This window comes from Sphingomonas sp. SDUR79 (genome assembly GCF_056821745.1).
This window is the reverse complement of record NZ_JBPDIN010000001.1, coordinates 1,301,823-1,327,234: the sequence shown is the minus strand read 5'-3', so window position 1 is coordinate 1,327,234 and position 25,412 is coordinate 1,301,823. Positions and strand designations below refer to the sequence as shown.

The window sequence follows — 25,412 nt, the reverse complement described above, 5'->3', positions numbered from 1 at the left end:
AAAGCACAGGAGCCGAAGAGCAAGGCTCTCCGGCTCCCATGTTCATCCTAACCGCCCCAATCAGAAGCGGAAGCGGACACCGACGGTGAGCGTCGATTCCTCGTAGCGGACCACGCGCGGGTAGGTGGCGCTAAAGGCGCCTGCGGCTGGCAGGGCATTCCCGACGGTGTTGGTCCGCGTCAGCGTCGAGCTGAACGGGTCACCCAGGATGTTGGTCCAGTCGCCGAATAGCGTCACCGCCGGCATCAGATCATAGCTGACCGAGAGATCGAGCCGCTGAACCGGATCAGCCTCTTCGGTGTAGAGGTGGTCGCCGCGGCGCTGATAGGTGAGCGGGAACGCGCTACGCCAGTTATACGCGAGCCGCGCATACAGGCCATTGGCTTCGTAGAAGACCGCTGCGTTGGCCGACCAGTCCGACACGAACAGGAGTTCGCGGTTGACCGTGCGGATCAGCGGCGATCCGTCGGGGTTCAGGCCGTCGTCATAGTTGAAGTCCGACCGTGCATCGAGGTTCGTAAGGTTCCCCTGCAGGCCGAACTGGGGCAGGCCGATGAAATCGAGGAAGGTCGAACCCTGGATTTCGAAGCCGCGGATGCGACCGTTGCCCGCATTGACCGGCGAGTTCAGGCGTAGCGGGGTGCCGTCCGGAAGCGTGCCGGTAAAGGTATTCCCCTCGATAAAGCCCTTCATATCGCGGTGGAAGACGCTGACCGACACAAAGCCGTTGCGCGAGAAATAATATTCGAGCGCGGCGTCATAGTTGCGCGACGTCAGCGGGTTCAGGAACGGGTTGCCGCCATTGCCGGTGCGGTAGCAGCCTGCCGGGATCGGTGTGAGATCCAAGCAACCGTTCGTGTTGGGCCGGTCGAGCGTTCCCGACGCGCGCAGATCGATGAAGTTAGGCCGCGTCTGGGTTTCGGTGACGGCGAACCGCGCCTGGATCTGCGGTGTGAAGCGGATGCGCGCGTTGAAGTTCGGCAACCAGGCTTCGAACCGGCGCTCGACCACGGTCGGCGTCTGCACGCCCGGGCCACCGCCTGCCGGGAGCACGAAGCGCGTGCCGGACAGGTCAAGATCGCTCCGTGTATAGCGCAGGCCGATCGTGCCATCGATGCTGGCTTCGCCGCCCAGCGGGATTTCGTAGCGCACCTGACCATAAGCGGCGAAATGCTTCTCGTTCGCGTCCCAGGTCTGCTGCGGATCGGCGGCAGGTGCGCCGGTCAGCCCGGGCTGATTGAACTCCCGCAACTGCGCCAGATTGGCGCGGATGCTGTCATAGGTCGGCGACAGCCAGGTCACGAGGCCCGGCTGGGGATCGGCGCCACGGAAGCCGGGCTCGAACAGCTCATAGTCCAGCGGCACGGCCGAGAACGGACGGCGGTCGCCCTCGCGATCGAAATAGCGGTTGCCATATTCGCGACGCGCGTCGCGATCGGTGTAACGGATACCGGCTTCGAACGCCTTCACCCACGGCATTTCGGTTTCATAGGTGACGTCGACGCGCGCCTGCCAATCCTTGCCCTTCGCTTGCTGCGCTTCCTCGTAGAAGCCGCGATAGACATAATTGGCGGGGTTGCTCGCATCGAAACCGGGGATCGAGAAGACCGCACCGCCATCGCCGCTGTCGGCGTTGGTATCGAACACGATCGTCTGGGGTCCAGCGAAGGCATAGTCGACGCTGGCGGTCGATCCGGTGAAGGTCGAGTCGGTCCGTGCCACATCTGCGGTGATCTTGAGGGGACCGGTCTCAAAGCTGCCGCCGACCGCGACCTGGAAGGTATCGGTCTTGTTGTACGTTCCACCCTGATAGCCCTGCACGCGGCGCGGATTGGTGACCGTCGCGCTCTCGAGCAGATCGGGCCGATCCGGCACGGTTACGGCATTGGAGAAGCCCGACCCGCCCCACAGTGCCGCTTCCATCTCACGCGACGACAGCTTGTTGCGGAATCCCTGGTAGAGGCCCTCGACATAGAATTCGAGGCCCGGCGACGGACGCCACTGGATCGCGCCGTTGACCGAGGGACGTTCGCGATCACCCTCGTCGTAAGTCACGCGCTGGATATCCGGGAACTGCGTGCCGCCCGGACCGCCGCCAGCGACGAAGTCGGTGTTGGAGCGGGTCGAGTCGCGATAGTGCATGCTGGTGTAGGACAGGCCGAGCAGCGCGCCGATCTCACCGCCACCGACGTCCCAGCGGTCAGAGACCAGGATGTTGCCGTTGGGGTTATAGTCGCGCGCCTGATAGGTGTAGGTCATCCATGCCGACCCGGCGACGTGGAAGTCGGCAAAGTCGAACGGACGGCGCGAGCGCACGTTGATCAGGCCGGCAAGGCCTGGCTCAACGAGATTGGCGGTCGATGTCTTGAACACCTCGATTGCGCCGATGGCACCCGAGGGGAAGTCCTGCAGCGCGACCGAGCGCGTTTCGGCGGTGAAGATTTCGCGACCGTTATAGGTCGTGACGAAGTCCGGAAGGCCGCGGACGAGCACGCGTCCGGCTTCGCCACCGCTGCGCTCAACCTGCACGCCGGGAATGCGCGCCGCGGTGTCGGACACAGCGATGTCGGGCAGCTTGCCGATATCTTCGGCAACGATCGCGTCGACGATCTGGGTCGAGTTGCGGCGGATGTTCTGCTGCGATTCAAGCGACTGGCGATAGCCGCTGATGACGATTTCGTCGCCTTCCGCGGCTGGTTGCTGCTGCGTTTCCGGCGCTGGCGTTCCGGCGTCCTGTGCCCATGCGGGCGCAGCAACCAGCGCGATGGCCGCCGCAGAACCGGAACAACGGATCAAAGTTCTCAAACGCATCGATGTCCTCCCCTTCGATAATTCACAGCACGCCGGCCGCTTGGTCAGCGACTCTTCTTCTGGTCGCTATAGAAGCGCGCTCCCGACGCTGACAAGCTAATTATAAGATTTATCGGATATTGCTGTCACGTCCTGGGTCACCACTCGGCGAAGCTGCCATCCTCCTGCCGCCAGATCGGGTTGCGCCAGCGGAACTTCTCGGCATGCGCGGCGCGCACGGCGGCCTCGTCGATCTCAACGCCAAGCCCCGGCCCGGTCGGGATCGGCAGAAAGCCGTCGATCGGCGACAGCACCTCAGGATTGGTGCAGAAATGCAGCAAATCGTGGCCCTCATTATAGTGGATGCCGAGTGACATCTCCTGCAGCACGACGTTGGGCGTGCACCCGGCGAGCTGCAGGCAAGCGGCGAGCGCAAGCGGGCCGAGCGGGCAATGCGGGGCGACCGCGACGTCATAGGCCTCGGCCATTGCGGCGATCCGGCGGCATTCGCTGAGGCCCCCGGCATGGCTGAGGTCGGGCTGGATGATGTCGACCGCGCCGCTCGCGAGGAACGGCTTGAAATCCCAGCGCGAATAGAGCCGCTCGCCGAGCGCGATCGGCGTGCTGATCTGGCTCGAAATCTGGGCGAGGACTTCGGGGTTTTCCGACAGGATCGGCTCTTCGATGAACAACAGCCCCAGCGGTTCGAGCTGTTTGGCAAGCTGCTTGGCCATCGCGCGGTGCGCGCGGCCGTGAAAATCGAGGCCAACGTCCATGCCGACAGCCTGTGCGGCGAGAACCCGTTCGATCACGTCGTCGAACCGCGGTGCGGTGAGATAGTCGAGTTCGGAGGTTGCGTTCATCTTGACCGCAGAAAAGCCCTGCGCCTTGCGCGCCGCTGCGGCCGCGCCGACATCGTCCGGACGGTCGCCGCCGATCCAGGCATAAGCGCGGACCTTGTCGCGGACCTGCCCGCCCAGCATCTCCCAAGCGGGAAGGCCATAGTGGCGCCCCTTGAGATCCCACAGCGCCTGATCCAGCCCGGCCAGGGCGGACATCAGCACCGCGCCACCGCGATAGAAGCCGCCGCGATAGGCGACCTGCCAGACATCTTCGATCCGGCGGGGATCGCTGCCGATGAAGCGATCCCGCAACGATTCGAATGCGCCATCGACTGCTTCGCTATGCCCCTCCAGGCTCGCTTCGCCCCAGCCGAAACAGCCGTCCTCCGCCTCAACGCGGACGAACAGCCAACGGGGCGGAACGTGAAACGTCTCGATACGCGCAATCTTCATGGTCACCTCAAAACCCCACCCGGGCATTAAACCTATTTATCGGATAAATTGTATCTAGCAAGGCCGGGACGCGGCTGTATGATCCGCTGCGATGGAACCGAGACGCGAAGTGAGCCGCCGATGACCTGGCGTGAGGGGTATATTGCCGTCGATTGGGGCTCGACCAATCGCCGCGCCTATTCGGTGGATGCCGATGGCCGGGTGGTCGCGAAGCTGGAGGACGCAAAGGGCGTCCTGTCGGTCGGCGCGAGTGGATTCGATGCCGCTGCCGGCGAGATTCGCGAAGCCTTGGGCGACCGCGCGATGCTGATCGCCGGGATGGCCGGGTCGAACCGCGGCTGGCGCGAGGCACCTTATGTCGATTGCCCGGCCGATGCAGAGGCGCTCGCGCAGGCGATCTGCTGGATCGAAGCCGGGCGGGTCGGCATCGTGCCGGGCGTGTGCCAGCGCGGTTCGGGCACCGATGTCATGCGGGGCGAGGAAGTGCAGGCGCTGGGCGCGGTTGCCGCCGGGCTGGTGCCGGGCGACGGGCTGATCTGCCATCCGGGCACCCATGCCAAATGGATCGCGATGCGCGACGGGCGGATCGACGCGTTCCGCACGATGATGACCGGCGAACTGTTTGCCGTGCTGCGCGATCATTCGATCCTGTCGGCGCAACTGGGCGGCGATGTCGGACCCGACGAATCTTTTGCGGCGGGCGTTGCCGATGCGCTGGGTGGTGCCGATCTGCTCGCATCGTTGTTCGGCATTCGTGCGCGGCATTTGCTTGGCGGCGGGCGCAGCGACGCTGGCTATGCCAGCGGCCTCTTGATCGGCAGCGATGTGAGATCCGCGCTGGCGGGTCGGGAACCGGGCGGGACGGTTGCGCTCGTCGGCGCTCCCGCGCTGTGCGCGCTCTATTCCGCCGCGCTCGGCCAGGCTGGGACGGTCGGCAAGGTAATCGATGGCGAGGCGGCATTTCTGGCCGGTATTCGCCGCATCACGGAGTTTCTATGACCGGTTCGCTTGACGCCTTCACGACCCACTTCGCCGCCTGTCCGCTGATCGCGATCATTCGCGGAATCACGCCGGGCGAGGTCGAGTCGGTGGGCGATGCGCTGGTCGAGGCTGGTATCCGCATCATCGAGGTGCCGCTGAACTCGCCCGATCCGCTGACCAGCATCGCGCGGCTCGCCCGTCGAGTGGGCGATGCCGCGCTGATCGGCGCTGGCACGGTGCTGACGGTCGATCAGGTGACGCAGGTTGCGGATGCGGGGGGACAGATCATCGTATCGCCCTGCGTCAATCCGACGGTGATCGCTGCCACGGCTGCGGCGGGGCTGGTCTCTGCGCCCGGTTACTTCACCCCCAGCGAAGCGTTCGCGGCGCTTGATGCGGGTGCACATGCGCTCAAGCTGTTTCCGGCCGAGGCAGCATCGCCCGCCGTGGTGAAGGCGCACCGTGCAGTGCTTCCGTCCGACGTGCCGCTCGTCGTCGTGGGCGGAATTACCCCCGACGCAATGGCGCCCTATTTAGCGGCCGGTGCCGACGGCTTCGGACTGGGCGGCGCGCTATATCGGCCAGGACAGACGAGCGCCGAGGTCGCCGCGCAGGCGCGTGCGTTTGTCGCCGCGATCGGAGCGCGTTGAGGTGATCCGCGTCGCCATTATCGGGTTTGGCAAGATCGCCGCCGACCAGCATTTGCCAGCCATCGCCGCCGATCCCCGCTTCGAGCTGGTCGCGGTTGCCACGCCAGCTGGTGATCCGGGCATCGGCGTGCCCTGGTACAGCGACGCTGCGGAGCTGCTGGCCGCGATGGGCGGTGCGGCGGACGCGATCGCGATCTGCACGCCGCCCAGCGCGCGCCATGATCTCGCCCGCGACGCGCTGCTGGCCGGGTTCGACGTGCTGCTCGAAAAGCCACCCACGACGACGCTGGGCGAGCTCGACGCGCTCGAAGCGCTGGCGCGGGAGCGGGGCAGGGTGCTCTACACCGCCTGGCATTCGCAATTCGCGCCGGGGGTTGCCCCGGCGGCAGCGCTGCTGGCGGATGCAGCGATCGACACGCTGCATATTTCGTGGCGCGAAGATGTGCGGAAATGGCATCCGGGTCAGGAGTGGATCTGGAATGCCGGCGGGTTCGGCGTGTTCGACACGGGGATCAACGCGCTGTCGATCCTGTCGCAGATCGCGCGGATGCCGCTGCTGGTGCGCGCCGCTACTTTGTCTGTTCCAGAGAATCGGCAGGCACCGATTGCCGCGACGATCGATTTCATCGGCGGCGACTGGTGCGCCGAGTTCGACTGGCGATTCGATGCGGGCGAGGAGTGGATCATCGACATCGTCGCGCGCGACGGGCGGCGGATCGCATTGCGCGATGGTGGTGCGCGCCTCACGCTCGATGGGGTCGATCAGCCGCTGGAGGACCACGGCGAATATCCGCAGATTTATGACCGGTTCGCGACGCTGATCGGCGCGCGGGCAAGCGAGGTCGATCGCGAACCGCTGCGCATCGCTGCCGACGCTTTCATGGTTGCGTGCCGCGAAAGCGTTGCAGCATTCGACTGACCCGCGTTACTAACGCCAATGATGCTCATGACTGCCATTGTTCGATCGGCGCACCTGCGCTGCGCCCGGAACGGAGCCTGACCGCATGGAGGCTGACTCCCCGATGCTGAGCACCCCCGCGATCGGTGGGCGGAACCTGACCTACGGACTGCTCGATTCGCTTGGGCGCGCGATCGTTACCGGCCATTATGATGCGCGCGTCTTTCCGACCGAGGCGGATCTGGCCAAGCAGCATGGCGTCAGCCGCTCCGTCACGCGCGAAGCGGTCAAGATGTTGACCGCCAAGGGGCTGCTCACCGCCCGCCCGCGCAAGGGCACGACGGTGCAGCGTCCGGCGCACTGGAATCTGTTCGATGCCGATGTGCTGCGCTGGCTGCTCGAACGCACCTTCTCGCTTGAGCTGCTGCGCCAGTTCACCGAGCTGCGCATTGCGATCGAACCCGCAGCGGCGGCACTTGCTGCCCGCGCCGCCGATGCGGCGGGCCTGGCGCTGATCCAGGCCGGGTATCGTCGTATGGAAGCGGCCGAGGTTGGCGAGGACGATCCGCTTGAGGCCGACATCGCGTTCCACGTCGCGATCCTCGCCGCGTCGGCCAACCCCTTTTACGCGCAGTTCCGCGATGTCGTCGAAACCGCGCTGCGCACCTCGATCCGCTTTACCAACCGGTTCAAGGGACGCACCGCCAGCCTGCCGCAGCATCGCGAAGTGCTCAGCGCAATCGAGGCGCGCGATCCCGACGCAGCGCGCGACGGGATGATTGCGCTGATTACGGACGTGATGACGCTGATCGACGAGGCGGGGAAGACGGGCTGACCACGGGAAGCTCGGCGAGCAGTTCGTTGACGCGACGTTCGCCGTCGGCCAGCGCCTGATCGACGGTCTTCTGTCCGATGATCGCTGCACCGACCTCTTCGCCGACCAGCCGTTCGATCGCCGACTGCCGCTGGACATAGCCGGGCAGCGGATGGCCGATGGTTGCCAGCGGCGCGATCTCTGCGCGATGCGGCATCGCCTTGAACGCGGCGGACTCGATATCCTTGCGCACTGCCGGGAGATGCCCGGTGCGTGCCCAATCGAGATTATGCGCGGTCATGAAGGCAAAGAATCGCGCGATCGTCGCGCGCTGCGCCGGGGTCCGCTCGCGCTTGGGGACGACCCAGACATGGCCGCTGACGAACTCGGCATGTTTCCCCCACAGCCGCGGATAGGGGTAAACCGCATAGTTTCCGTACAGCGGCCGGCCGGGCGTCATCGAGTCCTGATGGAACTGGTCGATCATCCAGGTTCCGGTCGGATAGATGCCGCCTTCGCCGCTCAGGAACGCCGCGATCGCCGCGGGGGTGTCCTGGTCGAGCGTGCCCAGCCCCTCCTGCGTCAGCGCCTTGAAATAATTGACGACGCGCCGTGCCTCGGGCGTCTGCAGCTTGATGTGCAGCGGGTCTGGGAAGATCACCGCGTCCTGCGCCATGAGATAGGTGTAGAGCGTCCGCGTCTGCGCCGCCGTGTCGGCGACGAGGCTCTGGAGCAGGTATGGCTTGCCGGTGCGCGCCTTGAACTGGCGGGCGTGGGCGAGCAGTTCCTCGGCCGATTGCGGAAGGATCGGCTTGCCGTCGCGCATCAGTCCCGCCTGCGCGAACAGCTTGGTGTTGATGTGGTACAGGCCGCCATGCGTATCCCAGGGCAGGCCGTAGAGGCGGTTGTCGACCGTCGCGGCCATGCGGCTGGCGTCAGTGAACTGGTCGGGCTTCAGCCCGGCGGCCTCCAGATAGGGCTCGACCGGTTCGAGCAGGCCACGCGCGGCATAGTCGGAGATCACCCCACCATGCATGCTGACGATGTCGGGCGGGTCGCCGGCGGCGAACTGCGCGCTCAGCTGCGGATAGCCGGGCCAGGCGACGACGTTGCTGCTTACCGGCGCACCGGCGTTCTCGGCGTTGAACTTGTTGATCATCGACGTGATGATCCCGCATTCGCCCTTTGCTGCGGCGACATCGGTCGCGGTGCCGTATGCCGCGCCGCATTCGCCGAAGAAGCGCTGCAGATAGATTTTACCGTCGTCCGCGCCGCTGTTGCTGCCGCAGCCGGTGGCGAGCAAGGCAAGGCCGAGTGCCAGGGCGATCCTCATCGCGCCGTCCCCGCCATCGACTGGACGATGTGCTTCTGGAACAGGACATAGACGATGAAGATCGGCACCGACGCGAACACCGCCTGCGCCATCAGGAAGCCGAGGCCGCTGGTCTGGGCATAGTTCATCTGGGCCGAGGCGAGGCCGACGGTCAGCGTGTACATGTCGCTGCGCGTCGCCGAGATCAGCGGCCACCAATAGCTGTTCCAGCTGGCGAGGAAGGTGAACACGCCGAGCGTCGCCTGAGCGGGCAGGGTAAGCGGCAGGAGTACGCTCCAGAAGATGCGCAGCCGCGACGCACCGTCGAGCATCGCCGCCTCATCCAGATCCCGCGGGATCGCACGAAAATACTGGGTCATGAAGAACACGCCAAAGGGTCCGGCCAGTCCGGGCAGGATCAGCCCGGGATAGCTGTTGTGAAGGTGGAGCGCGGCGAACAGCTGATGCTGCGGCAGGATCACTGCTTGTTCGGGGATCGCCAAGCCAAGCAGGACAAAGACGAACAGGGTGCGTCGGAACGGAAACTCCAGCCGCGCAAAGCCGTAACCCGCGAGGCTGCACAGCGCGAGCACACCGATCGTGGTCCCGACCGACACGACCAGGCTGTTGAGCAGCCAGCGAAACACCTGATCCCCCGACAGGATCGCCCAGTAATTTTCGAGCGTGTAGGGAAATTCGAGCGCCGCGCCGCTATTGCCGACCAGCGCCTGGTTGGTCTTGAGCGAGAGCAGGATGGTCCAGATCAGCGGCGCGAGCATCACCGCCGCCGCGAGCAGCAGTGCGATCAGCGTGGCGGGGCGAACCCGACCCTCGCCCGGACGGAACGCGGGGGTTGAACGATCAGCGGCCATTGCCGGCCTCCGCAGTCCGCATCGTGAACCAATATTGGGCAAGCGTCAGCGCGACGATCAGCAGGAACAGGACCTCAGCTGCCGCTGCGGCATAGCCCAGTTCCCAGCGCCAGAAGGCGGTTTCGAACATGAACAGGACCATTGTCCGCGTCGCTCCATTGGGGCCGCCGGCGGTGAGCAGCTGAGTCTGTCCGAACAGCTGAAGCTGGGCCGCGGTCTGCAGCATCACCACCAACACCAAGGTCCGGCGGAGCGAGGGGAGGGTGATGCGCCACAGGATCGTCCAGCGGCTCGCGCGGTCCAGCGCAGCGGCCTCGTAAATATCGCCGGGAATTTGTTGCAGCCCGGCAAGGAACAGCATCATCGGCAGCCCGAGCGACCACCAGATGGTCGTGATCGCCAGCGCCCACAGCGCCAGCGTCGGGTCGCTCAAAAATGGCAGCGGTGGCGTGCCCAGAGCTTGCGCCACTTCACCGAGCAGCCCCGCATCCGGAGCGAGCACGAAGCGCCAGATCAGGGTTACGATCGTTACCGAAAGCACCGAAGAGGAAAAGAAGATGCCGCGAAATACCGCCGCGTCGCGGGTCGGACGGTTCAGCGCGAGCGCGAGCATCAACGAGAGGACGGTGAGGATCGGGACGATCATCGCCGCGAGCAGCAGCGTTTGAACGATCGCGGCGTGGAAGATCGGGTCGCCCGCGAGCCTCACATAGTTGTCGAGGCCGACGAAACTACCTCCGCCGAACAGATCGACGCGCTTCATGCTCAGCCCGATGCCGGCGAACAAGGGGTAGATCAGGATGAGCAGGTAGATGAGCAGGAACGGCGCGACGAAGCCGAAACTGGCGAGGCGGTCACCGCGTCTCATGCCGCGGAGCCCGCGACCTGCGCGTGATGGCCGTTGCCGTTGCAGTCGAACAGATGCGCCGCCGCGCCATCGATGTGCAGGCGCACCCGGTCGCCGAGCTTGACGGCACTGAGCCCCACATCCTCGGCGGTAATCTCCTGCCCGTCGCTCAGCTTGGCATAAACGAGCGTGCGATCGCCGAGCCGCTCGACCAGCAGCACTTCGGCATCGCACGCGCCTTCGCCCGTCGCTGCGACGCGGACATGTTCGGGGCGCAGGCCGAGTTCGACCGTACCGGAGGGCAGGGCGGCGCGATCGATCCGTGTCGTCACCTCGGTTCCGTCGCCCAGCCGCACGCGGGCGGGGCCGTCGCCGGGCACAAGCGATGCGGGGAGCAGGGTCATCGCCGGCGAGCCGACGAAGCGCGCGACGAAGCTGTTCGCCGGACGGGTATAGATGTCCATCGGCGCGCCGATCTGCTGGATGCGGCGGTCGTTCATCACGACGATCCGGTCGGCCAGCGTCATCGCCTCGGCCTGATCATGCGTGACCATGATGATTGCGGCATCGACGCGACGGCGCAGCTGGGCCAGCTCAACGCGCGTCCGCGTGCGCAGCGCAGCGTCGAGGTTCGAGAGTGGTTCGTCGAACAGGAAAAGCTTGGGATGCTTGACGATCGCACGGCCGATCGCGACGCGCTGGCGCTGGCCGCCCGACATCTGCGCCGGTTTCTTGTCGAGCTGGCTCTCGATCTCCAGCACCGCTGCCGCCTGGGCGATGCGCGCGTCGATCTCGGCTTGCGGCACCCGCGCGTTGCGCAGGCCGAACGCCATATTCTCCCGCACCGTCATGTGCGGGTAGAGTGCATAGGCCTGGAACACCATCGCCACGTCGCGCGCGCCGGGATGCAGCTGGTCGATGCGCTTGCCGTCGAGCACTACCTCGCCCGCGTCTGCGGTTTCGAGACCGGCGATGATGCGGAGCAGGGTCGACTTGCCGCTGCCCGACGGACCCAGAAATGCGATGAACTCACGGTCAGCCATGCTCAACGACACGTCGTCGAGGACCGGCGTTTCTCCATAGGCCTTACGGACGTTACGAAGCTCGAGGCTCACTGCGGCATCCCATATTATCTTATTTATCGCACTTTTTAACAAAAGCGGGCTGGACGTCAATCCGCGGTGCGCAGATCGCAGTGAAGAGCATGCCCAAAATCGGTCACTGAAACCACACTCGCATTTATCTTATAATTGTGGTTTAGCGATCCCGAACCGCCTGTGGGACCCGTAACCGACCATGACCATCCAGTTCGAAGCCATCGCCGCGGCACAAGCACCGCACAGCCAGATCACCGTCCGCCGCGGCGACGCCGAACGCACCTACCAACTCGCCTCGGGCGAGCATCCTGCCTATGTCGATTTCTTCAACCGGGTTGCCGACGATTTCGGGTCGCGCCGCCCGCATGTGTTGAGCGGTCCCGCACCCAGCGACCTGCCCCCACCGGACTGGCAGCCGCTGCTAACGACGAACGCCAGCCCGCGAATCACTTGCGGCTATGGCGATCCCGCGGTGCTGAAGACCGATGAGGGGTACGTCCTCGTCGCGACGTCCAACGATGCGCCCGACGCGTTTCCGATCCTGCAGTCGGACGACCTTCAGAACTGGACGCACAAAGGATTTGTCTTCGCCGAGGGCGAGGCGCCGGAGTGGACCGCGCATGGCCGGCATGTCGGCGACTTCTGGGCGCCGGAAATGGCGCGGGTCGGCGATGAATATTGGCTGGTGTACACCGCACGCCAGAAGTCGAACGCGCTCGCCATCGGTCTCGCCAAGAGCGACAGCCCGTTCGGTCCATGGAGTGACCTGGGTTACCCGCTGGTGACCGCGCATGCTGTCAACACGACCGGGATCGCGGGCGATCCGGCTCAGCCGGTGATGAGCGGCGGGGTGATCGATTCGCATATCTTCATCGATGACGATGGCGAGCGCTATCTGCTGTGGAAGCGCGACACCAATGGCGTGTGGCCGCGCCCGCTGGCCGGCCTATTCCGCCAGCGGCCCGCGCTGATCGATCAGGTTTTCACGGTCGAAACCGATCGCCGCACCGCGTCGCTCGCCGCCGCGCTCCAGCCCTGGGCGAACTCACAGCGGCCGATGGAACGCTTCTTCCTGATGCAGCCGCTGATCGAGGCGGTGCTGGACAATTGGCAGCAGGTGAAGGCCGCGCTGGCGGACATCCCGGAGGCGGAAGCGATCCTCGAGGCGATGAGCACGCCGATCTACGCCCAGCGGCTGACCGAAACCGGCGAGCGGGTTGGCGAGGAGCATCTGGTGCTCACCAACGACCTCGACTGGGAGGGGCATCTGATCGAGGGGCCGTGGGTCACCAAGCAGCAGGGCCGCTATTGGATGTTCTATGCCGGCAATGACTTCGGCACGCCGGCCTATGGCATCGGTGTCGCGGTCGCCGACCATATTTTCGGCCCGTACGTCAAACAGGGCGATCCGCTGCTCAAGTCGACCACGACCTGGTGGGCGCCGGGCCATGCGTCGGTCGCGCCGGGGCTCGACGGAGAGCCGCAGTTGTTCTTCCACGCCTTCTTCCCCGGCACCGGCGGCTACAATGAATTCCGCGCGCTGTTGACGACCCGGCTCGGTTTTGGGCCGGATGGGGTGACGACCGGCTAGGGGCGGACAGCGGGCGCTGGTTGCGCGCCGGTCGACGGACCGTCGCCCGCAATGCGCGGCCAGCCGTCCTGCCAGATGATCCGGTCGAGCAGCATGATGCGGCGCGTGTTGATATCGTCGCCCGGCTTGGCGCGCGGACGCTTGGCATCGACCGCGTGGTACAGCATCCAGTGATCGCCGCGCGCGTCGGCGATCACGGCATTATGGCCCGGCGCCACCCACTGGTCGCGCTGGGCGAGGATGACGCTGGCTGGCGCTCCGGTCGCGTCGCGCAATGTCTCGAACGGCCCGATTGCGCTGCGCGACCGTGCGACCATCACCGCATAATGCGCCTTGGGGCCGCAGCAATTGTCGCCTGAGTAGAAGAGGTAATACCAGCCCTCGCGACGCAGCACCCAGGCACCCTCGATCAGGCGCTGATAGTTTGCGGGATCGTCGGTCTTGTCGACCTCGACCAGCGGCATCGCGGCGCTTCCGGGCGCGAAGGAGATGCGGTCAGGGGCGAGTTCGCGCACCTTGATCGGGCCGAACCCCGATCCCCAATAGAGCAGCCGCTTGCCGGTTGCCGGATCGTCGAACGACATCGGGTCGATATTGACGAAGCCCTCGCCGCATTCGAGCGGACGGCCGCTGTCGGAGAACGGTCCCTCCGGCCGGTCGGCGACGGCCACCGCCAGGCACAGGCCGCGCGTCGTGTCCTTCAGCGCTGCGTCCGGTTTGGCGGAGTAATAGAGATAATAGCGGCCGTCATGCTGCGCGACGTGCGGCGCCCAGAAATCCTGCGTCGCGTTCGCCCACCCCGGCTTTTGCGGGAGCGCGTCGCCAAGATGCTCCCAGTGCACCAGGTCGCGCGAGCGGGCGACCTGGATATTGTGCATCCGCCCGAGTTCGCCGCCCTGCGTCGCATAGACATAGTAATAGCCGTCCGGGGCGAGCAGCGCGGCGGGATCGGCGAACTCGCGGTCGAATACCGGATTGGCATAGGTCGTCGGCGCGTCGCGCGGGGCGGTGGCGCAGGCGGAGAGGGCCAGCAGCGCGGCGAGCAGGGATGGGGTTCGCATCGCGCCGGTGTAGCGCACCGGCGCCAGCGATGACAGCGGCTAGCCCGCAAAGCGTTGAGGGGACAGGCCTTTGACGCCGGGGTCGACCTCGAACAGGCAACCGCCATGCGGTTCGTCGAGGCCGTCGGCGGCGGAGGTGATGAACATCCGGTCGAACGAGTCCCCGGCAAAGGTCATGCTGGTGACCTGGCTGGCGGGCACGCGGATCGCGCGCTCAACCTTGCCCTGCGGATCGAACCGGCTGACCCGCGATCCGCCCCAATGCGCAATCCACAGCCCGCCTTCGGCATCGAAGGTCATCCCGTCTGGATGGCCCCATTCGGGCTCGAACTGCAGCCACAATTCGCGTGGCCCGAGCGTCGCGCCGTCGAGCGGGAAGCGGTAGATCTGGCCCAGCACGGTGTTGGTGTGGAACAGCCAGCGCCCGTCCGGGCTGATCGCGGGGCCGTTTGCGACATGATAGCCATCATCCATCCGCGTGATCGATCGATCGGCTTCGATGCGGTAGAAGGATCCGGTCGGGACGTCGCACGTCACCGGCATCGTCCCGGCCCAGATCCGCCCGTCGCGATCGGCCTTGGCATCGTTCATCCGGTTGATCGCCGGTTCGTCGGCGGGAAGGTCGACCAGGGCTTCGATCGACACCGGCACCGGCGAGGCGGGGTCGAGGACCACCGCCTTCACCCCGCTGCGAAACCCGGCGACCAGGCCCGGCGCGTCGCGCCGTTCGATCACCCAGCCCACCATCTCGGGCATCACCCAGCTGTTCACCGCGCCGTCGGCCAGCGACAGGCGGTTGATCCGCTGCTCAATGATATCGACCCAATAGACCGACCCGTCGCGCGCGGCGAGCGGCCCTTCGCCAAGCTGGTCGCGGCGGTCACGCGAAATGATGTGGTAATCGTTCCGGCTCATCGGTGGCCCCATCGCCGCGCGAGAGTGCGTGGCGATGGGGCCTATAGGGCGCTTTGGATCGCTCCGGAAGGCCCGCAGGCCCTCGCGTCAGCGATGGGTTTCGGAACCCATCCTTAAAAGTCGAAGCGCAGCGATCCGGAGATGGTGCGACCATTGGCGGTCCGGGCGAAGCCGATCCCACTGGCGGGAACACTGGCCTGGTTCACCTCAAAGATACCAAGCTGATCGAACGCATTGTTGACGTTCAATGCGAGGCTGCCGCCCTTGAACAGCTTGACCTGAGCAAACAGGTCCACCGTGGTGAAGCCCGGCATGACCAGCAGGTTCGAATCCTGCGCAAAGCTCTTGGTAATGGTCACCACGCTAGCACCGACAGTCGCCCGGCCGAGGTCCACTGCCGAGGTTGCGGTGAGCGTCCAGTCGGGCTGGTGGCGCGGCACCTTGCCGGTCAGCGTCGGTTCGAGCAGATCCTGCGTGATCTTGGCCTTGGTATAGGTTGCACCCGCCATCAGGCTGAACGGTCCGCGCTGGATGCCGCCTTCCACCTCTACGCCTGAAGCGCGATAGGTGCGATCGGTGCGGTTGGCGGCGCCGTTCAGCACATTATGGTCCGCGGCGGTGACACGAAACGCGGTGGCGTTGAGCGTGAAGCCGTCCTTGCGGAACTTGAACCCGCCCTCCAGCTGCTTGACCTCATCCTGCTTGTCGCGTTCGCTGCGGATGTCGCCGGTGGCGTTGTTGATCAGCGGAGTGAACAGCACCTTGTCGGCATTGGCGCGGGCGCCCTTGCTGTAACGGGCAAAGACCGAGAAGGGCTCGGCGACGCGATAGTTCACGCCTGCCGAATAGCTGACATAGCCATAGTCATAGTTGACCGCCCCCGGCTGGGTGAAGGGGAGGAAGGCCACGCGGTTTTCCGCCGGGTTGATCAGGCCGTCACGGTTGATGTCCTGGGTGATCAGGCCGACACTGCCGTTGTTGAGGTCCGCGCCGACCAGCGTGCCGCGCACCTTGCCCTTGTCATACCGCAGGCTGCCACCAATCGCGAGCTTGCCGATATGGAAGTTGACCGAGCCATAGGGCGCGAACACCTTGTAATTCACGTCGAAAGCGCGGCGGAACAGGCTGCTGGCGCGGGCAAAGGCGTAGTAGCCATTCAGCGTCTGCGGCGCACCGCCCGCGTTGAAGATGTCGACCATCGCGGTGCCATTGTTGCCGTTGACGTCGACATTCATCGCGGTGTGCAGCCAGGTCGTGTTGAGATCCTGCGACGCGAAATAGGCGCCAAGCGTCGTGGTCAGCTTGCCGCCGGACATGTCCCACACCTTCGACCCGCGAATGTCGTTGGTGAAGTTGTCGAGCGAGCGTGCGCGGACGAACGACACGAAATAGAGCGAGAGCAGGCCGTTGCCGTTGATGTTGGCGGTGGGGCTGATCGGCTGGCCGGCCAGCGGACCGCTGGCGTAGCGCGCGGTTGCTCCGACGCCGCCTTGCCCTGCGGCAAAGGCCGATACCATGTTGGCGCTGTTGGGGAAGGCGCGGCTGAAATCGCCGCGATTGACCGAGTAACGCATGCGTTCGGTGATCGTCCAACCGGCGATCTCGAATTGACCTTCAAAGCCGATCGATCGCGATTCCGCGCTCTGCCCGGTGGCGATGGGCAGCGCGGCGGGCTGGTTGTTCTCATCCAGGGTCACCACCGGCCCGAGGTACGAGGAGAGCACCGAATCCCGCCGCAGATCAAAGCCCGGGAAGCTGCGGATGTTCGGATTGTCGTTGGTGCCGGTGATGTTGGCGAAATAGGGGGCAAAGGTCGGCGAGCGGTCGTCGAGTACCTTCAGGTACATCCGCACATAGCCGCCGGTGAACTGGTGGGTGATATTGGCCTTGATCTGGCCCCCCTTCCATCCGTCAAAGCCGATGTTGCGCGGGCCTTCACCCGAGCGATAAAAGCCGCCGATGTGGAACCGGGTGTTCTCGCCGAGCTTGGCACCATAGCTGAAATCGACGCGCTTTTCGTCATAATCGAGGCCGGTTGAGAGCTGGATCGTGCCGCCCTCGACGTCGCCGGTACGCGACAGGACGTTGATCAGGCCGCCGGGGGAGTTGGACGCGAAGGTCGAGGCTGAACCGCCGCGGATCGATTCGATCGCTGCGACGCTGAGGTCGTTGCGCAGATAAACATCGGCCCCGACGTTGAACAGGTCGGCGAACTCCAGCACAGGCAGGCCGTCTTCCTGGATCTGCATATATTTTGACCCGCCAGCAGCGAGCGGGAGGCCGCGCACGGTGTAGTTGTTGTTGCCCTCACCAATGCTGGTCGCGACGCGCAGGCCCGCCATCGTGCGCAGGACTTCGCCAAGCGGACGCGGCCCCAACTTCTGAACGTCGTTGCCGCGTAGCGCGCTGGTCGAGGTGGCGCTATCGAGGCGATCACGCCCCTTGGCGACCCCGGTCGAGAAAACTTCCTGCGCGCGCGGCTCAGCTTTGGGTTCGCTCTGCGCTTCCGTCTCACCCGCCACATCATTCTCTACGCGATCAGCCGTCGCGGCAAATGCAGGAGCTGAAAGTGCAAGAGATGATGCGAACAACAGAAATGCTGTCTTTGCCATGTCCAATGATCCTCACCTGTGTCTGTTTCCGACGTCGAGATTCCGCGAGAACTCCCCCGGTGGTCTCTCGATATGGTTCACTGATAGAGGGATCGGCAGAACTTCGGTCGCGACAGGGTTGTGTTGAGGACATTACAGGCTACTGAAATGGCGCTTGTTTTCATCTCTACTGTATAAATGCGGGGGTGCTATTGATTGATTTGGGGCCAAAATTCTGCGGGGGCGGTGCCAGTAACCCGCATGGTCAGTTATTTTGGCGAAACCTGTCCGCCCTGTACTTGCGCGGTCGGTTCAGGGGAATGCGGCAACGGAGACCCGGCGAGGGGCGGGCGTTGCCCGGAGGCGTCAAGTCTTGCGGCTTAGCTGGCGCATCGCATCGTCCAGCCCCGCCAGCGTCAGCGGGTACATGCGGTCGTTCATCAGTTCGCGCATGATGCGGACCGACTGCGAATAGCCCCATTGCTCTTCGGGGATCGGGTTCAGCCAGATCGTCGCGGGATAGGTGTTGGTCACCCGCTGCATCCACGCGGCACCGGCTTCCTCGTTGAAATGCTCGACCGATCCGCCGGGGTGGCTGATTTCATAGGGTGACATCGACGCGTCGCCGACGAAGATCACCTTATAGTCATGGCCGAACTTGTGCAGCACGTCCCAAGTCGGGGTGCGCTCCTGAAATCGGCGGCGATTGTCCTTCCACACGCCTTCGTAGAGGCAGTTGTGGAAGTAGAAGAATTCGAGATTCTTGAACTCGGCGGTCGCTGCGCTGAACAGTTCCTCGCACAGCTTGACCCACGGGTCCATCGATCCGCCGACGTCGAGGAACAGCAGCAATTTGACCGCATTGTGCCGCTCGGGCCGCATGCGGATATCGAGCCACCCCTGCCGCGCGGTGCCGTCGATCGTGGCATCGATGTCGAGCTCGTCCGCCGCGCCTTCGCGCGCAAAGCGGCGCAGGCGGCGCATCGCGACCTTGATATTGCGGGTGCCGAGCTCGCGGGTGCTGTCCAGATTTTTGAACTCTCGGCCTTCCCAGACTTTCAGCGCGCGCTTGTGGACGCTTTCTCCGCCGATGCGCACGCCCTCCGGATTGTAGCCCGAGTTGCCGTAAGGTGAGGTGCCGCCGGTGCCGACCCATTTGTTGCCGCCCTGATGGCGTGCATGCTGTTCCTCGAGCCGCTTCTTGAGCGTCTCCATGATCTCTTCCCACGAGCCGAGCGACTTGATCGCCTCCATCTCTTTGGGCGTCAGATATTTCTCGGCGATCGCCTCGAGCCAATCCTCCGGAATCTCGGCGGTCTGGACGCCATAGGTGGAGGCGATGCCCTTGAACACCTTGGCGAAGACCTGGTCGAAGCGGTCGAGCAGCCCTTCATCCTTCACGAAGGTCGCGCGGGCGAGATAGTAGAAGGCTTCCGGCGTGCGGTCGATCACGTCGCGGTCGAGCGCTTCGAGCAGCACGAGATGCTCTTTCATGCTGGCTGGGATGCCTGCGGCGCGGAGCTCATCGACGAAGGAGAAGAACATTTCCGCAGAATGGCGCGGCTTGCCGTCGCCGTCCAGCCTTCAACCTATCGTCACCCCGGGCTTGACCCGGGGCCCATCTCCTGAGCGGGCGTGTAGCTGGACAGTGCGGGAGATGGGCCCCCGCTTTCGCGGGGGTGACGGGCCGGATAACTACCGCGCGTAGGCGTCGATCAGCGATCCGACATAGTCCGGGCGCTCGCCAGTCAGTTCGGGGGCAGGGCGGGCCTTTGCCACCTTCGCGCCACCGACCGGCCGGCCATAGATAAAGCCGTGGACCGGGTAGACGGTCGATCCCAGCCCGCGATTGTCGCGATACCAGACCTTGACCTGCGTCCAGTCACCATCGGTCGAGACGTCGAACAAGGTCACATCCTGCTCGACCTGTCCACGCTTGCCGTCGAAGCGCGACCAATTGGCATGGGTAACCATGACGACGCGCGGCTCGATCACGCGGCTGACCACTGAGACATGACCGAGAGGCAGGGCGGAGGATTTGGCGAAGGCGACGACTGCGCCAACCTCTGGCGTCTGCCCGCGCTGATATTTGCTCGCGGCCTGGCTCCACCAGGTCCAGGCGTCGCCCCAGATCTGGATGCCCGACGCGGCGCGCGCGAACGGCACGCATTCACCGACATAGTTGAGGATCGATGCCGAAGCGGGCGCCGCGACCAGTGCCGCGGCGCCAAGGATCGACAGCATGATCCGGCGGGGGGTCCGGTTCGACTGCATGCGGGCAGGATAGGGGGCTGCGCGCTTCCGAATGGTTTGCGGGTGGAGTTAAGGGCGGACTCACCAAATCCTCCCCGGAACGGGGAGGGGGACCATGCGCAGCATGGTGGAGGGGGCCCGAGGCACCGGAAACCCCTGCCTCGGGCCCCCTCCACCACGCCCTGCGGGCGCGGTCCCCCTCCCCGTTCCGGGGAGGATTTGCGCTTCCTCGCCTTTACACCCGCGCCGCGCCTGCTTATCGGCTCGCCATGACACAGCCCGGCGAATCCATCCTCATCGTCGATTTCGGCAGCCAGGTGACCCAGCTGATCGCGCGCCGCGTGCGCGAAGCGGGCGTCTATAGCGAAATCGCCCCTTTCAATGCCGCCGCAGAGGCGTTCGAGCGGATGAAGCCCGGCGGCGTCATCCTGTCGGGGTCGCCCGCTTCGGTGCTGGAGGACGGGTCGCCGCGCGTGCCGGACGCGATCTTCGAGAGCGGCGTGCCCGTCCTGGGGATCTGTTACGGCCAGCAGGTGATGATGCATCAGCTGGGCGGGCGGGTGCAGCTGGGCGACAGCGGCGAGTTCGGCCGTGCGTTCATCGACATCGCCGATGGCTGTGCGCTGTTCAACGGACTTTGGGCCGAAGGGGAGACGCATCAGGTGTGGATGAGCCATGGCGACAAGGTCACCGACCTTGCCCCCGGTTTCCGCCCGGTCGCGGCCAGCCCCGGCGCGCCGTTCGCGGTGATTGCCGACGATACCCGCCGCTACTATGCGATGCAGTTCCACCCTGAGGTGGTCCACACCCCCGATGGCGGCAAGCTGCTCGCCAATTTCGTGCGGCATGTATGCGGGCTCAAGGGCGACTGGACGATGGCGGAGTTCCGCCAGACCAAGATTGCCGAGATCCGCAAGCAGGTCGGCAGCGGCAAGGTGATTTGCGGCCTGTCCGGCGGCGTCGACAGCGCGGTCGCTGCGGTGCTGATTCACGAGGCGATCGGCGAGCAGCTGACCTGTGTGTTCGTCGATCACGGCCTGATGCGCAGCGGCGAGGCGGATCAGGTCGTCAGCCTGTTTCGCGGCCATTACAATATCCCGCTGGTCCATGTGAACGCCGAGACGCTGTTCCTCAACGGTCTAGCCGGGGTCACCGATCCGGAGGCCAAGCGCAAGTTCATCGGCAAGACCTTCATCGACGTATTCGAAGCCGAAGCGAAAAAGATCGGCGGCGCTGAATTCCTCGCTCAAGGCACGCTCTACCCGGATGTGATCGAGAGCGTCAGCTTCACCGGCGGCCCGTCGGTCACGATCAAGAGCCACCACAATGTCGGCGGCCTGCCCGAGCGCATGAACATGAAGCTGGTCGAACCGCTGCGCGAATTGTTCAAGGACGAGGTCCGTGCGCTCGGCCGCGAGCTGGGTCTGCCCGATGTGTTCGTCGGCCGCCATCCGTTCCCCGGACCCGGCCTCGCCATCCGCATCCCGGGCGAGGTAACCAAGGAACGCTGTGACATCCTGCGCAAGGCGGATGCGGTGTATCTGGAGGAAATCCGCAACGCCGGTCTGTATGACGCGATCTGGCAGGCGTTTGCGGTGCTGCTGCCGGTCAAGACCGTCGGCGTGATGGGCGATGGGCGCACCTATGACAGCGTGTGCGGCCTGCGCGCGGTGACCAGCACCGATGGCATGACCGCCGATGTCTATCCGTTCGACGCCAGCTTCCTGACCCGCGTTGCCACCCGGATCGTCAACGAGGTGAAGGGCGTCAATCGCGTCGTGTACGACTATACCTCCAAGCCACCGGGGACGATCGAATGGGAATGATCCGCTTCGCCAGCCTGACCGTTCCGATGCTGCTCGCGGCGTGTAGCGAGGCATCGCTGCCGAATGTCGTTTCCGAAAACGGAACGGCACCGGAGACCCTCGTGAACGAGAGCGAAGGCGCGGCCCAGAATATCGCGACGCCGGCGGAGGCGGCCGGACCGCTGCTCAATCTTGCACCTGAGGCGCTGAGCCTCGTTGACCCCCAGAACGGGCGTGCCCGTCAACTGGCGTTTGGGACCGCGCGCGACGTCACTTTGACCGGCGCCACGGCGGCGCTGGGCAAGCCGACCGATGCCGGCAGCAATGGCGAATGCGGCGAGGGGGCGATGGATTTTGTCGAGTTCCGAGGACTGACCTTGTGGTTCCAGCAGGACAAGTTCGTCGGCTGGTTCCTCGAAGGCGCGACGCCCAAGCTGACGACCGCGACCGGGGCGGGGATCGGATCGACGCGCAAGGAGGTGGCGGATGCGCTGGCGATCAGCGACGTGGCCGATAGCACGCTGGGGCGCGAATTTGCGACCGATAGCGGCAATTTGTCGGGCCTGCTCGACGGGGCGGGCAACGCGGCAAAGGTGACCGCGCTCTGGTCCGGCCAGGCGTGCATCTTTCGATGATCGCGCTTTACGGCATTCCGAACTGCGACACGGTCAAGAAGGCGCGGAGCTGGCTCGACGCCAACGGCATCGCCTACGCCTTTCACGACTATAAAAAGGACGGCGCGGACCCCGCGCGGCTCGCGAAATGGGCCGATGCGGTGGGATGGGAGCCGTTGCTCAACCGCGCGGGGACGACGTTCCGCAAGCTGGATGAGGCCGACAAGGCAGGGATCGATTCGGCCAAGGCGTTGGCGCTGATGGCGGCGCATCCCTCGCTGATCAAGCGACCGGTGGTCGAATATCGCGGCGGGCTGCTGGTCGGGTTCAAGCCCGAACAATGGGCTGCGGCTTTGCTTTAATGAAGTGATTGGCGAGACCGTGATTTAGGATAGGATTGTCGGATCGAGGGGGAGAGGTTCGATGCGCGAGGTGAATTCGAAAGCACCGATTTGGTTCACCGTGACGACGGTGCTGCTTATCCTTTGGGGCCTCATGGGCTGTGCATCGCTTTACATGCATTTCGTGCTGGGGCCGGATTTCGATCCGAACGCCACCGACTATGACCGGCAACTCTATGCTTCACTCCCGACCTGGCTGAATATCGTTTATGTGGCCGCCGTCTCCTGCGGGCTGATCGGAGCTATCGAGTTGCTTGTGCGCAATCGCGGGGCAGTGCTGGTCTCCGCGCTTTCGTTCGTGCTGGTGGTGATCCAGTTTGGTTGGATGTTCCTCGCGACCGACATTATCGCGATGAAAGGCGTGTGGACGACCTATTTCCCTTCTATCATCGCCGCGGTTCAACTGTTCCAATTGTGGTTCGCCAATATGGCGAGGGGCCGGGGCCTGCTGCGCTAGAGTCGTTTTCAGCAAAGCTGTTCGGCACCGGCCCGCCCCGCTCTGGGAGGGGTCAATCCCCCTCCCACTGGAATACCTCTTCGAGCGGCTTGTCGAAGGCGCGCGCGATGCGGAATGCGGTTTCGAGCGTGGGCGAATATTTCCCTTGCTCGATCGCCGCGATCGTTTGGCGGGTGACGCCGACCCTGTCGCCTAAATCGGCCTGGGTCATCTCGCCCGCCATGAAGCGCAGCGTGCGGATCTGATTGGCGATCGGGGGGTTAGCCATGCCAGCCTCGGCGATAGCTGATCACAATGACTGCATCCCGCACGATCTCGGCAATGATGATCGCGGCCAGTGCTGAATTAGCCACCGCCCAGCCGGTGTCGGTCAAGGGGAGCATGACGCCGACCCACAGCATCAGGCCGAGCAGGACATAATAGCCGATGGCAGCCCCGCGTCGCGCGATCGAACGGTCGCGCTCGTCGGGCTTGGCGCGCGCCTCGCTGCCCATTTGCGCGCGCAGGGTCAGCCAGCCGGTGCCCAGGATCAGCAACCGAACGATTGTCGCCGCCCCGAACAGCGCGACATAGGTCAGCGTTTCCAATCGGCCCGGGGCCGGGTCGACCAACCCGACGCCGACGAAATAGCCACCATAGGCGATCACCATGCCGATCAGCTCGAGCCAGGCGAGCTTTTCACGATAGGCCATTGTCAGACTCCCTTGCGATAACCGAGCGCGGTGGCGCCGAACCGCACCGCTTCGGCAAGAATGAAGGCACCCGCCAGCGCGAAGATCGTGTCCGGGCCGTGCAGGCCGAAGTGCAGCCAGACGATCACCCCAACCACGCCAAGGATCAGGGTGAAGTAGGCGATGCCGGTCGCGCGGCGGCCAATCGCGCGGTCACGCTCATCAGCGGGGGCGTTGGCTTCCTTTGGTGCGCTGATCGCCCAGATCGTTGCCGCCGCGATCATCACCGCCGCCTGCGCGACCGTCGCGACGATGAACGGTCCGAGCATCGCCAGCCCGCGCGCCTGATGCGGCACGAGCGCGAGGATGACGAAGAACGCACCCCATATCAGCACGGTGCTCAGGAACGACACCCATGCAATCTTTTCTCGAAACGCCATGCGCTTCCTCCCATGTAAACTCTACACGACTCAATGTTATATATATCTGACATTGAGTCAAGATTGGGTAACATAGAATGCGAGGTCGCTGGCGTGACCGCGCTGGCCCCGCTAGAGCGCGACCCATGTCCACGACCTTTACCATCGACACGTCCACCAGCCGCGCGACGCCAACCCCGGCGCCGATGAAGCGGCTGACCGTCCCCGCGATTCAGGCGCGCAAGGGCAAGGATCCGGTGGTGATGCTGACGGCCTATACGGCGCGCATGGCGCAGCTGCTCGACCCGCATTGCGACGTGTTGCTGGTCGGCGACAGCCTGGGGCAGGTGATCTATGGCTTGCCGTCGACGCTGGCGGTGACGCTCGACATGATGTGCGCGCATGGCGCTGCGGTGGTGCGGGGCAGCTACCACTCGGTGGTCATCATCGACATGCCGTTCGGCAGCTATGAAGCGAGCCCGCAACAGGCGTTCGAATCGGCGGCGCGGATCATGGCGGAGACGGGCGCGGCCGGCGTGAAGCTGGAGGGCGGGGCGGCGATGGCGGAGACGGTCGCGTTCCTGACGGGGCGTGGTATTCCCGTAATGGGCCATATCGGTTTGACGCCGCAGGCGGTGAACGCGCTGGGCGGCTATGGCGCGCGCGGGCGTGGCAATGCCGAATTCGCCAAGATCATCGGTGATGCCAAGGCCGTGGCGGAGGCGGGTGCCTTTGCCATTGTCGCAGAAGGTGTGGTTGAGACGCTGGCGAACGAAATCGTCGCCGCAGTCTCCTGTCCGGTGATCGGGATCGGCGCGTCGGCGCAGTGCGACGGGCAGGTGCTGGTGACCGAAGACATGCTGGGCCTGTTCGAGCGGACCCCGCGCTTCGTCAAGAAGTTCGACGACATGGCTGGCCGCATTTCCGCCGCGGTCGAGAGCTACGCCTCGGCGGTGCGCGACCGGAGTTTCCCGGGCGACGAACAAGTCTATAAGCCGAAGGACTGACGCTTTCGTTTCCCGTCCGGCGCGGCTAAGGTCCGCGCCCGCAACCCCCTAATTTTCCCGATGGAGTTCCC

24 protein-coding genes are annotated in these 25,412 nt (G+C 64.9%); 10 read left to right on the top strand and 14 right to left on the bottom strand.

Annotation, left to right across the window (positions count from 1 at the left end; genetic code table 11):
- Positions 1-60 precede the first annotated feature (60 nt).
- Positions 61-2,811, bottom strand: a complete 2,751-nt coding sequence (locus ACRYLO_RS06405; protein ID WP_482659394.1) for a TonB-dependent receptor — start codon at positions 2,809-2,811, stop codon at positions 61-63.
- A gap of 137 nt (positions 2,812-2,948) precedes the next feature.
- On the bottom strand, positions 2,949-4,085 hold the full coding sequence (gene dgoD, locus ACRYLO_RS06400; RefSeq protein WP_482659393.1) for a galactonate dehydratase: 1,137 nt from the start codon (positions 4,083-4,085) through the stop codon (positions 2,949-2,951).
- Positions 4,086-4,205: 120 nt separating this feature from the next.
- Here dgoD and ACRYLO_RS06395 point away from each other — a divergent pair, with 120 nt between their 5' ends.
- From ACRYLO_RS06395 to ACRYLO_RS06380, 4 genes are all read left to right on the top strand, one after another.
- A complete protein-coding gene (locus tag ACRYLO_RS06395) occupies positions 4,206-5,084 on the top strand; it encodes a 2-dehydro-3-deoxygalactonokinase (protein WP_482659392.1) in 879 nt (292 codons plus the stop codon).
- Complete coding sequence (locus ACRYLO_RS06390; RefSeq protein ID WP_482659391.1) at positions 5,081-5,716, top strand: 2-dehydro-3-deoxy-6-phosphogalactonate aldolase; 636 nt, start codon at positions 5,081-5,083, stop codon at positions 5,714-5,716. Before ACRYLO_RS06395 ends, ACRYLO_RS06390 begins: the two co-directional genes overlap by 4 nt.
- Positions 5,691-6,635 carry a Gfo/Idh/MocA family protein gene (locus ACRYLO_RS06385; RefSeq protein WP_482659390.1) on the top strand — a complete coding sequence of 315 codons (945 nt, stop codon included), beginning with the start codon at positions 5,691-5,693 and terminating at the stop codon, positions 6,633-6,635. The genes ACRYLO_RS06390 and ACRYLO_RS06385 overlap by 26 nt, the downstream gene beginning before the upstream one ends.
- Before the next feature lie 103 nt (positions 6,636-6,738).
- Positions 6,739-7,449, top strand: coding sequence for a FadR/GntR family transcriptional regulator (locus ACRYLO_RS06380; RefSeq protein ID WP_482659389.1), 711 nt, complete (start codon positions 6,739-6,741; stop codon positions 7,447-7,449).
- Here ACRYLO_RS06380 and ACRYLO_RS06375 read toward each other — a convergent pair.
- The 4 genes from ACRYLO_RS06375 to ACRYLO_RS06360 are packed head-to-tail and all read right to left on the bottom strand — an operon-like array spanning position 7,403 to position 11,574.
- Positions 7,403-8,761: an extracellular solute-binding protein gene (locus tag ACRYLO_RS06375; protein ID WP_482659388.1), complete on the bottom strand. Its 1,359-nt coding sequence runs from the start codon at positions 8,759-8,761 to the stop codon at positions 7,403-7,405. The genes ACRYLO_RS06380 and ACRYLO_RS06375 overlap by 47 nt on opposite strands.
- On the bottom strand, positions 8,758-9,612 hold the full coding sequence (locus ACRYLO_RS06370; protein ID WP_482659387.1) for a carbohydrate ABC transporter permease: 855 nt from the start codon (positions 9,610-9,612) through the stop codon (positions 8,758-8,760). The genes ACRYLO_RS06375 and ACRYLO_RS06370 overlap by 4 nt, the downstream gene beginning before the upstream one ends.
- Positions 9,602-10,480 (bottom strand): carbohydrate ABC transporter permease, encoded by an 879-nt coding sequence (locus ACRYLO_RS06365; protein ID WP_482659386.1) that lies wholly within the window; start codon positions 10,478-10,480, stop codon positions 9,602-9,604. The genes ACRYLO_RS06370 and ACRYLO_RS06365 overlap by 11 nt, the downstream gene beginning before the upstream one ends.
- Positions 10,477-11,574, bottom strand: a complete 1,098-nt coding sequence (locus ACRYLO_RS06360; RefSeq protein WP_482659385.1) for an ABC transporter ATP-binding protein — start codon at positions 11,572-11,574, stop codon at positions 10,477-10,479. Before ACRYLO_RS06360 ends, ACRYLO_RS06365 begins: the two co-directional genes overlap by 4 nt.
- 181 nt (positions 11,575-11,755) lie before the next feature.
- On the opposite strand from ACRYLO_RS06360, the gene ACRYLO_RS06355 reads away from it, so the two are divergent.
- Positions 11,756-13,147, top strand: coding sequence for a family 43 glycosylhydrolase (locus tag ACRYLO_RS06355; protein WP_482659384.1), 1,392 nt, complete (start codon positions 11,756-11,758; stop codon positions 13,145-13,147).
- Here the strand turns inward: ACRYLO_RS06355 and ACRYLO_RS06350 are convergent.
- From ACRYLO_RS06350 to ACRYLO_RS06330, 5 genes are all read right to left on the bottom strand, one after another.
- Complete coding sequence (locus ACRYLO_RS06350; RefSeq protein ID WP_482659383.1) at positions 13,144-14,208, bottom strand: glycoside hydrolase family 43 protein; 1,065 nt, start codon at positions 14,206-14,208, stop codon at positions 13,144-13,146. The genes ACRYLO_RS06355 and ACRYLO_RS06350 overlap by 4 nt on opposite strands.
- Before the next feature lie 39 nt (positions 14,209-14,247).
- Positions 14,248-15,123: an SMP-30/gluconolactonase/LRE family protein gene (locus tag ACRYLO_RS06345; RefSeq protein ID WP_482659382.1), complete on the bottom strand. Its 876-nt coding sequence runs from the start codon at positions 15,121-15,123 to the stop codon at positions 14,248-14,250.
- 113 nt (positions 15,124-15,236) lie between these two features.
- Positions 15,237-17,735: a TonB-dependent receptor domain-containing protein gene (locus tag ACRYLO_RS06340; RefSeq protein ID WP_482659381.1), complete on the bottom strand. Its 2,499-nt coding sequence runs from the start codon at positions 17,733-17,735 to the stop codon at positions 15,237-15,239.
- 345 nt (positions 17,736-18,080) lie between these two features.
- Entirely contained in the window at positions 18,081-19,259 is a 1,179-nt protein-coding gene (locus ACRYLO_RS06335) for a vWA domain-containing protein (protein WP_482659380.1), read from the bottom strand.
- A gap of 150 nt (positions 19,260-19,409) precedes the next feature.
- Entirely contained in the window at positions 19,410-19,988 is a 579-nt protein-coding gene (locus tag ACRYLO_RS06330; RefSeq protein WP_482659379.1) for a CHAP domain-containing protein, read from the bottom strand.
- A 248-nt stretch (positions 19,989-20,236) separates the two neighbouring features.
- Between ACRYLO_RS06330 and guaA the strand changes: the two genes are divergently transcribed.
- The 4 genes from guaA to ACRYLO_RS06310 all read left to right on the top strand — a co-directional run bounded on the left by guaA (position 20,237) and on the right by ACRYLO_RS06310 (position 23,244).
- A complete protein-coding gene (gene guaA, locus ACRYLO_RS06325; protein WP_482659378.1) occupies positions 20,237-21,793 on the top strand; it encodes a glutamine-hydrolyzing GMP synthase in 1,557 nt (518 codons plus the stop codon).
- The gene (locus tag ACRYLO_RS06320) at positions 21,784-22,407 is read left to right on the top strand and encodes a hypothetical protein (RefSeq protein ID WP_482659377.1); all 624 of its coding nucleotides are present in this window, start codon (positions 21,784-21,786) and stop codon (positions 22,405-22,407) included. The genes guaA and ACRYLO_RS06320 overlap by 10 nt, the downstream gene beginning before the upstream one ends.
- On the top strand, positions 22,404-22,748 hold the full coding sequence (locus ACRYLO_RS06315; RefSeq protein WP_482659376.1) for an ArsC family reductase: 345 nt from the start codon (positions 22,404-22,406) through the stop codon (positions 22,746-22,748). Before ACRYLO_RS06320 ends, ACRYLO_RS06315 begins: the two co-directional genes overlap by 4 nt.
- Positions 22,749-22,809: 61 nt before the next feature.
- The gene (locus ACRYLO_RS06310; RefSeq protein ID WP_482659375.1) at positions 22,810-23,244 is read left to right on the top strand and encodes a hypothetical protein; all 435 of its coding nucleotides are present in this window, start codon (positions 22,810-22,812) and stop codon (positions 23,242-23,244) included.
- Between the two features lie 52 nt (positions 23,245-23,296).
- Here ACRYLO_RS06310 and ACRYLO_RS06305 read toward each other — a convergent pair whose 3' ends face one another.
- The 3 genes from ACRYLO_RS06305 to ACRYLO_RS06295 are packed head-to-tail and all read right to left on the bottom strand — an operon-like array spanning position 23,297 to position 24,355.
- Positions 23,297-23,512: a helix-turn-helix transcriptional regulator gene (locus ACRYLO_RS06305; protein ID WP_294016555.1), complete on the bottom strand. Its 216-nt coding sequence runs from the start codon at positions 23,510-23,512 to the stop codon at positions 23,297-23,299.
- Positions 23,505-23,936 (bottom strand): hypothetical protein, encoded by a 432-nt coding sequence (locus tag ACRYLO_RS06300; protein WP_482659374.1) that lies wholly within the window; start codon positions 23,934-23,936, stop codon positions 23,505-23,507. Before ACRYLO_RS06300 ends, ACRYLO_RS06305 begins: the two co-directional genes overlap by 8 nt.
- Before the next feature lie 2 nt (positions 23,937-23,938).
- Positions 23,939-24,355, bottom strand: a complete 417-nt coding sequence (locus ACRYLO_RS06295; RefSeq protein ID WP_482659373.1) for a hypothetical protein — start codon at positions 24,353-24,355, stop codon at positions 23,939-23,941.
- A 125-nt stretch (positions 24,356-24,480) separates the two neighbouring features.
- Between ACRYLO_RS06295 and panB the strand changes: the two genes are divergently transcribed.
- Positions 24,481-25,341 (top strand): 3-methyl-2-oxobutanoate hydroxymethyltransferase, encoded by an 861-nt coding sequence (gene panB / locus ACRYLO_RS06290; protein WP_482659372.1) that lies wholly within the window; start codon positions 24,481-24,483, stop codon positions 25,339-25,341.
- Positions 25,342-25,412 lie beyond the last annotated feature (71 nt).

Bases quoted from the DNA above. Each gene is read 5' to 3' on its own strand.
- ACRYLO_RS06405 (WP_482659394.1), bottom strand. From the start codon at position 2,811: ATGCGTTTGAGAACTTTGATCCGTTGTTCCGGTTCTGCGGCGGCCATC.
- dgoD (WP_482659393.1), bottom strand. From the start codon at position 4,085: ATGAAGATTGCGCGTATCGAGACGTTTCACGTTCCGCCCCGTTGGCTG.
- ACRYLO_RS06395 (WP_482659392.1), top strand. From the start codon at position 4,206: ATGACCTGGCGTGAGGGGTATATTGCCGTCGATTGGGGCTCGACCAAT.
- ACRYLO_RS06390 (WP_482659391.1), top strand. From the start codon at position 5,081: ATGACCGGTTCGCTTGACGCCTTCACGACCCACTTCGCCGCCTGTCCG.
- ACRYLO_RS06380 (WP_482659389.1), top strand. From the start codon at position 6,739: ATGCTGAGCACCCCCGCGATCGGTGGGCGGAACCTGACCTACGGACTG.
- ACRYLO_RS06375 (WP_482659388.1), bottom strand. From the start codon at position 8,761: ATGAGGATCGCCCTGGCACTCGGCCTTGCCTTGCTCGCCACCGGCTGC.
- ACRYLO_RS06370 (WP_482659387.1), bottom strand. From the start codon at position 9,612: ATGGCCGCTGATCGTTCAACCCCCGCGTTCCGTCCGGGCGAGGGTCGG.
- ACRYLO_RS06365 (WP_482659386.1), bottom strand. From the start codon at position 10,480: ATGAGACGCGGTGACCGCCTCGCCAGTTTCGGCTTCGTCGCGCCGTTC.
- ACRYLO_RS06355 (WP_482659384.1), top strand. From the start codon at position 11,756: ATGACCATCCAGTTCGAAGCCATCGCCGCGGCACAAGCACCGCACAGC.
- ACRYLO_RS06350 (WP_482659383.1), bottom strand. From the start codon at position 14,208: ATGCGAACCCCATCCCTGCTCGCCGCGCTGCTGGCCCTCTCCGCCTGC.
- ACRYLO_RS06345 (WP_482659382.1), bottom strand. From the start codon at position 15,123: ATGAGCCGGAACGATTACCACATCATTTCGCGTGACCGCCGCGACCAG.
- ACRYLO_RS06340 (WP_482659381.1), bottom strand. From the start codon at position 17,735: ATGGCAAAGACAGCATTTCTGTTGTTCGCATCATCTCTTGCACTTTCA.
- ACRYLO_RS06335 (WP_482659380.1), bottom strand. From the start codon at position 19,259: ATGTTCTTCTCCTTCGTCGATGAGCTCCGCGCCGCAGGCATCCCAGCC.
- ACRYLO_RS06330 (WP_482659379.1), bottom strand. From the start codon at position 19,988: ATGCAGTCGAACCGGACCCCCCGCCGGATCATGCTGTCGATCCTTGGC.
- guaA (WP_482659378.1), top strand. From the start codon at position 20,237: ATGACACAGCCCGGCGAATCCATCCTCATCGTCGATTTCGGCAGCCAG.
- ACRYLO_RS06320 (WP_482659377.1), top strand. From the start codon at position 21,784: ATGGGAATGATCCGCTTCGCCAGCCTGACCGTTCCGATGCTGCTCGCG.
- ACRYLO_RS06315 (WP_482659376.1), top strand. From the start codon at position 22,404: ATGATCGCGCTTTACGGCATTCCGAACTGCGACACGGTCAAGAAGGCG.
- ACRYLO_RS06310 (WP_482659375.1), top strand. From the start codon at position 22,810: ATGCGCGAGGTGAATTCGAAAGCACCGATTTGGTTCACCGTGACGACG.
- ACRYLO_RS06305 (WP_294016555.1), bottom strand. From the start codon at position 23,512: ATGGCTAACCCCCCGATCGCCAATCAGATCCGCACGCTGCGCTTCATG.
- ACRYLO_RS06300 (WP_482659374.1), bottom strand. From the start codon at position 23,936: ATGGCCTATCGTGAAAAGCTCGCCTGGCTCGAGCTGATCGGCATGGTG.
- ACRYLO_RS06295 (WP_482659373.1), bottom strand. From the start codon at position 24,355: ATGGCGTTTCGAGAAAAGATTGCATGGGTGTCGTTCCTGAGCACCGTG.
- panB (WP_482659372.1), top strand. From the start codon at position 24,481: ATGTCCACGACCTTTACCATCGACACGTCCACCAGCCGCGCGACGCCA.